General features: G+C 55.2%; 7 protein-coding genes and 1 pseudogene. 4 read left to right on the top strand and 4 right to left on the bottom strand.

Annotated features, from left to right (window positions below; genetic code table 11):
* Positions 1 to 605: pseudogene (locus RTI30_RS12115) on the bottom strand (tetrathionate hydrolase); the annotation flags it as partial.
* Positions 606 to 1128: 523 nt separating this feature from the next.
* Positions 1129 to 1329, bottom strand: a complete 201-nt coding sequence (locus RTI30_RS12120) for a hypothetical protein (RefSeq protein WP_312263295.1) — start codon at positions 1327 to 1329, stop codon at positions 1129 to 1131.
* Positions 1330 to 1442: 113 nt separating this feature from the next.
* Here RTI30_RS12120 and RTI30_RS12125 point away from each other — a divergent pair, with 113 nt between their 5' ends.
* Both RTI30_RS12125 and RTI30_RS12130 read left to right on the top strand, forming a co-directional pair.
* On the top strand, positions 1443 to 1778 hold the full coding sequence (locus RTI30_RS12125; RefSeq protein WP_312263294.1) for a TonB family protein: 336 nt from the start codon (positions 1443 to 1445) through the stop codon (positions 1776 to 1778).
* A 9-nt stretch (positions 1779 to 1787) separates the two neighbouring features.
* The gene (locus RTI30_RS12130; protein WP_312263293.1) at positions 1788 to 1946 is read left to right on the top strand and encodes a hypothetical protein; all 159 of its coding nucleotides are present in this window, start codon (positions 1788 to 1790) and stop codon (positions 1944 to 1946) included.
* Here RTI30_RS12130 and trxA read toward each other — a convergent pair.
* Positions 1943 to 2320: a thioredoxin gene (trxA, locus tag RTI30_RS12135; RefSeq protein ID WP_312263292.1), complete on the bottom strand. Its 378-nt coding sequence runs from the start codon at positions 2318 to 2320 to the stop codon at positions 1943 to 1945. The two genes, RTI30_RS12130 and trxA, sit on opposite strands and share 4 nt — an antisense overlap.
* An 84-nt stretch (positions 2321 to 2404) precedes the next feature.
* Here trxA and xseA point away from each other — a divergent pair, with 84 nt between their 5' ends.
* Both xseA and RTI30_RS12145 read left to right on the top strand, forming a co-directional pair.
* Positions 2405 to 3751, top strand: a complete 1347-nt coding sequence (gene xseA, locus RTI30_RS12140; protein ID WP_312263291.1) for an exodeoxyribonuclease VII large subunit — start codon at positions 2405 to 2407, stop codon at positions 3749 to 3751.
* Positions 3752 to 4582, top strand: a complete 831-nt coding sequence (locus RTI30_RS12145) for a hypothetical protein (RefSeq protein WP_312263290.1) — start codon at positions 3752 to 3754, stop codon at positions 4580 to 4582.
* Between the two features lie 33 nt (positions 4583 to 4615).
* Here the strand turns inward: RTI30_RS12145 and RTI30_RS12150 are convergent, their stop codons facing one another.
* Positions 4616 to 5320, bottom strand: a complete 705-nt coding sequence (locus RTI30_RS12150; protein ID WP_312263289.1) for a hypothetical protein — start codon at positions 5318 to 5320, stop codon at positions 4616 to 4618.
* Positions 5321 to 5526: the final 206 nt, after the last annotated feature.

A 5526-nucleotide genomic window follows, 5' to 3' on the forward strand; every position in this document is an offset into this window, starting at 1 on the left:
GCCTGGCGTGGGTGCTTCGCATACTTCATCACATTGGCAAAATTGAAAGACACACTACCCGCAGAGAGATATACATGATTTCCCACTACCAAGGGATTGCTCATCAAGTTGTTTTCGACCGGACTACTACGCCAGATCAATTTTCCGGTTTGCGCATTGATTGCGTACGCGAACATGTCATCGCTTTCTGCATACACGACGCCACGCACTACCGATACACCAAGGGCGTTACCATAGAACTGCGTTTGCACGGGTAACGCCTCTTTCAACCCATCCACTTTTTCTCCATAGGGGTGAGAGTCAGACAGCGGCCAGGCCCGCGCTTCTGGAAAATTCCAACGCACACCATCGCGAATCCATTGTGGCGCGTCCTTAGCTACCGAAAATGCTGCATTATGCTGCGGATTGCCATAAGCATGCGTCCAGGCATCTGGCCCCACCTGATCGACGCTTGTCGGAGCGTTTTGTGGCAGGTACAAAGTTGCATAAGGACTCTGTGGGTCCAAGGCGCTATTGGTCGGATCCAGGGGAATATTGGCAGCCAGAGCTGTTGCGGGAATAATTGCGGACATAGCCACAGCGACAAAAATACGCTTGTATTGCATTGCGGACTCCTCTATCTCTATTTGGCGATCTTCGAATTGCAAGTAGAAAATTAGAATATTATAATACTATATATTCAAAATTCTATGTGCAATTCAATGGTAATTTTAGCACATTTCTGCGGCAATCATTTTTTTGTAACTTTTCGCCGGCTTATTACTCGTTGTTACAAAATGACGAGAACATCTCCCGATCCATACGCCAATTGGCTATCCGCACCATGCCTCCACCTCCTACTTGGCCCGGCTTAGCGAATCAGAGAAGGGCTCTCTTTACTCCCGGGCGCCGATGCCTCACTCTTACGGCCATGGGCAAAACTCGGGCTGGTGCGTGATAACTTGAGCGTCAGTGATCGCTTCTTTTTTCTGATTCCGGAAGGTAAGCCGCGTTGGAGCGACAGTCTCCTCCCTTGGCTGCTTCCCGCTGCCATATTCGTAGGGGCGCTACTCTTCCTGCTACTGTATCGGATTCCGCCCAAGCATTTGGCGTTACCGGGCAAGCAAGAACGCTACAAAACTTTCCAAATCATGCCAGAGCCGGCTCGTCCGCTGGCTCCGAGTCGGCCAAGTAAGCCACAAACGGCACAGCCACAGCGCGCACATCCCGTGCCAGTTCCACGTCCGCCGGTGGCGCAATCACGTCCTCTTCCGCATCCGCAACCTCGCCAAAGCCATCGGCCTGCTCCCATACGGGCACTGGCGCCCAGCCGCGAACAACGAGCGCCATCTACCCCGCCAGCCGCCACGCAAACGGCGCCAACCAGTCGGCCACACATCGATATTGGTCGCTTAGAGGGACAGATCAGTGATGCCGCACGTGCGGCCACCGCCGCCCCCGAGTTGCCCAAGTTTCATAATCCCGAAACCCCTGCAGCAGATTTTTACATTGCCGGCTGGATCCAAAAACTAGAGCGGATTGGCGATCTCAACTATCCCGGTGAATTGGTTGGTAACCTGAAGGTCAAAGTAGTACTCAATCCGCAAGGCGGTTTACAACGCATCATCATGGTACACTCTTCCGGGAACCCTGAGCTTGATGCCGCGGCCGAACAGATCATCCGACTTTCTTTTCCATACACGCCGTTTTCAGATCAATTGAAAAAACAAACCCGACGCATAGAAATCCCATTGGATATGCATTTTTTGGGGGTCCGTCGAGTAAATGTTTGGCAGTAAGGAGAACTCGTGAAAAAACCGAAGCGTTCGAGTGTGCTGTTATTTTTGTTCTTGATACTATGGGCTGTCGCCATGGTTGGCTTGGTAATCATTGGTTTCACCAACATCCAACCGAGCGGCATTGGCAATACCGGGGCTATAAGCGCCCCGGCACGCAGCAATACCTAATGCTGCCCATCCCCTGCTTGCTGCGCGGCAATTTCCGCCCGCACCTGATCCATGTCCAGCCCCTGTGCCTGGGCGATGACTTGGTCCAAGGCGCTGGCTGGCAAAGAGCCTGCCTGAGAGAAGATGCCAATCTGCTGACGGAAAATCGTCAACGTTGGAATGGAACGTACCTGAAAGGCTCCGGCCAACTCCTGCTCCTCATCGGTATTTACTTTTCCAAAGACTACATCGGGATGTTTTTCTGCCGCCGCTTCAAAAATCGGCGCAAAGGCACGGCAAGGGGCACACCAGGGGGCCCAGAAATCGATGACCACCATCTCGTTACCTCTGACGATCTGTTCAAAATTTTCCTGGGTCAGCTCTACAACGGCCATGGGGCCTCCTCGATTCGTGAATGTCGAGTTGACCATAAGACCTCGTCCCCGTAAGGTCAAGCAAAAATCGAACTTCGAGGGTAAATGACTATTTTCGCAAGTGACAAGCGGCTGCCAATACTACAGGTAAGCGAGCTGAACAGCGCGGTCCGGGAGATCATTGAAGGTAACTTTCCCCTGCTGCAGGTCGAGGGCGAGATTTCCAATTTTTCCTGCCCCAGCTCCGGCCATTGGTATTTTTCCCTCAAAGACGCGCGCGCCCAGGTACGCTGCGCCATGTTCCGCAATCGCAACATAGCGCAACGTTGGCAGCCCACCGACGGCATGCAGGTACGTATAGTAGCGCAGCCGACCCTGTATGAGGGGCGCGGCGAATTCCAACTCATCGCTGAACAAATGGAAAAACAAGGCGGCGGCGACCTGGCGGCAGAGTTTCAACGCATCAAGGAAAAGCTTGCCGCCGAGGGCCTCTTTGCCGCCGAGCGCAAACGCCCCTTGCCGGCATTTCCGCGACGCGTTGCGGTCATCAGCTCGGCCACCGGGGCCGCTTGGCACGATATTCGAGTGACCCTGGCCAAGCGCTGGCCCCTACTGGAACTGCTTCTCTACCCGGTCCTGGTGCAGGGCGATGCTGCCGTGCCACAGATTGTCGCAGCGCTAGAATTAGCCAATCGACGTGCCAGCGAAGACCTCATTCTCCTCGCTCGCGGCGGCGGCAGCGCGGAGGATCTCTGGTGCTTTAACGACGAGCGCGTTGCCCGAGCCATATTCTCCAGCACCCTACCGGTGGTGACCGGGATCGGCCATGAAATCGACTTCACCATTGCCGATTTCGTTGCCGACCTTCGGGCCGCAACACCGACCGCGGCCGCAGAGCGGATCAGCCCGGAGCAGAACGAATGGCGTGCCCGCCTGCGTAGCCTGCAGCAACAAATGCAACGCGGTATGGATCGACGTCTGCGGGAGGCTACCCTGAGCCTAGACTACCTACGTGCTCGCCTGCGTAGTCCAGCGGAGAATCTCCGCTTTGAGCAGCAACAGGTCCAGCAGCTCGCACAGCGCTTGTATCGGCAAGTGCAGCAAACCATACGATCTTGTGAACAGCGCCAACAAACGCTGTTGAGCCGTCTGCATCGAAACGACCCGCGCCGCGGTCTACTTTCCTTGCAGGAAGCCAGCGAACAACTGCGAAAACGCCTGCTACTCGCCTGGCAAAGCCAACTGCTGCGTCAGGAGCGAGAGCTGGAACGCCGTCGTCTGCGTTTGCAGGGCCTGGATCCACGAGCCATTTTGGAACGCGGCTATGCCATCGCACGCGATCAAAACGGTAAGGTGATACGCGAGGCCAAAGAAGTCGGGCCGGGGAGCGAAATCGAGACGATTTTGTGGCGCGGCAGTTTGCGTAGCCGCGTAACTGCTTACGAGGATTGAATGGCCTCCGTGCTACAACCCCATTCCGTACCGCCCGGCTGGTTTCTGCGTTGGGCGAGAGAGTCTTGGGCCTTACAGAAAGAGGCGCCCGTCGCTTTCGTCTTCCTCTCTGGGCTACTCATTTTTTTGAATCTCACGCAGCAAACCCTGATTTTGACCATTCCCTTTGCTTGCCTCGAAACCGCGCTGATTTTTGCTACCGCAATGACCGTTGAGCTTGGCGGCTGGCAGATTCGCGACGTCCTTATAGCTTTCCGAGATCTTCCTTGGCTGCCACTGTTGCGGCTGGGCCTTGCGATCGCACTATTGGTGTCGATGATCCTGCTGCTCCTTTGGTCTTTGCATCACTACCTGCAGGCGATACTGGCGCACGATCATATGTCTTCCGCGGCGACTCTGAAAAATCTTCGCACACCAGCCTGGGAACGGATACCTCTATGGCTGAAAAATTTGCTCAGCAACAGTCTCGGCAATGCGCAGACTCTACTCGGCAATGTTTTCTTGATGTTGTCAGTTGGGTCTGTGGTTTTGGGATTGGTTCGTGAAGGATATTTGGCGGTACTGGCCGGTTTTTTGGCGGTACTGCGCAACGTACGTGTTTGGCTGATCTTTTTACTGGTTAGCGTGCTATTGCAAGGGGGGGTTACGTACCTGGTGCGAATTTTACAAAGTTCCGCCGCGGCAGCGCTGATCGCCGCGCTCTCTACTATGCTACTGCTTTGGGTCGGACTCTACGGATGGTGTTTTGCCAAAGAAGCGTTTGGTCTGCCGCTACAGCGGGAACGGCAATCAGTACGAAAGACGCGGCCGGTACTGGTACTGCAGCATTGATGTCCCTCGATAAACCACCCGTCGTGGGCCGGTTCAAGCAATCGGCCCGAGAATTCCTTGGAAAAAATCCGTCAGATCATTCAAAGCAGAGGAATCCTCGAACTGAAAAGCAAAACCTAGCAGAACAAATTCTGAGCCAGTCTCATTTTTCTCTTCACTCGGCGGCGCCAGCGGCACGCGTCGGCGCAGTTCTGCTTCACCGACCCACTCGCGCCCATCATCGCGACGCAGAGTTACCACACCTCGCGCACCCTCGCGACAAGAGACCGTATCGACCAGTTGCTCGCTCGAAACATAGATGCTGGCGAGGAACCCACCAAGACCGATATCCACAACATCACCACGTATGGCTTCGGCACTGCAAGAGCTGCTCCAACTCGCCAGCACCGCCGCAGACAAGGTGTAGCGGAGATGCCGCCGTTCCTGGCGGACCTGTATGGATGGCGGATAGGGAAAGCACCAGGACCCGGGCTCTTCCTCTCGCCCCTGGCTCAGCAGAAAATGAACCGACCGATTCGGCTCGTAGTGGGCAACCAGAATTTCCGGAACCCCCTCGTGCAAATCGCGGCAAAAGATGGTGACACCCTGACGCGAAAGACGGGAAAGGCGTCCCATGCAATGCAACTTGCCCCGCAGATCGCTCAACGCCACTGCACCACCACTCGCCTGCAAGTAGAGCAGATATTCGTAAACCGCCGTGCCCGTTAGGGGAGCTGCTTCGAGTTCGGGCACGACCATTGCCAACTACCTCCCGTCACAAGACTGGCCTTGCAGCCCCAAATAGACTTGTATACCAAAATACGCGCAGCTTGTAGCGGGAGGTTACCACAAGTCCTTGGGGGGAAGAAACTAGGTGTATGCGTCCACCACCTTTGGCACTGTGGTAGATGTTGGAGGAGGAAGGATAGCGGTGGTTTCTGTCCGAGTCGATGGTGTGGCTGTTC

This window comes from Candidatus Igneacidithiobacillus taiwanensis (genome assembly GCF_031962545.1).
In the GTDB taxonomy this organism is placed as follows: Bacteria; Pseudomonadota; Gammaproteobacteria; order Acidithiobacillales; family Acidithiobacillaceae; genus Igneacidithiobacillus; species Igneacidithiobacillus taiwanensis.

Excerpts from the sequence above, each read along its gene's own strand:
- xseA (WP_312263291.1), top strand. The coding sequence starts at position 2,405 with ATGACTATTTTCGCAAGTGACAAGCGGCTGCCAATACTACAGGTAAGC.
- RTI30_RS12120 (WP_312263295.1), bottom strand. The coding sequence starts at position 1,329 with ATGGCGCTCGTTGTTCGCGGCTGGGCGCCAGTGCCCGTATGGGAGCAG.
- trxA (WP_312263292.1), bottom strand. The coding sequence starts at position 2,320 with ATGGCCGTTGTAGAGCTGACCCAGGAAAATTTTGAACAGATCGTCAGA.
- RTI30_RS12150 (WP_312263289.1), bottom strand. The coding sequence starts at position 5,320 with ATGGTCGTGCCCGAACTCGAAGCAGCTCCCCTAACGGGCACGGCGGTT.
- RTI30_RS12145 (WP_312263290.1), top strand. The coding sequence starts at position 3,752 with ATGGCCTCCGTGCTACAACCCCATTCCGTACCGCCCGGCTGGTTTCTG.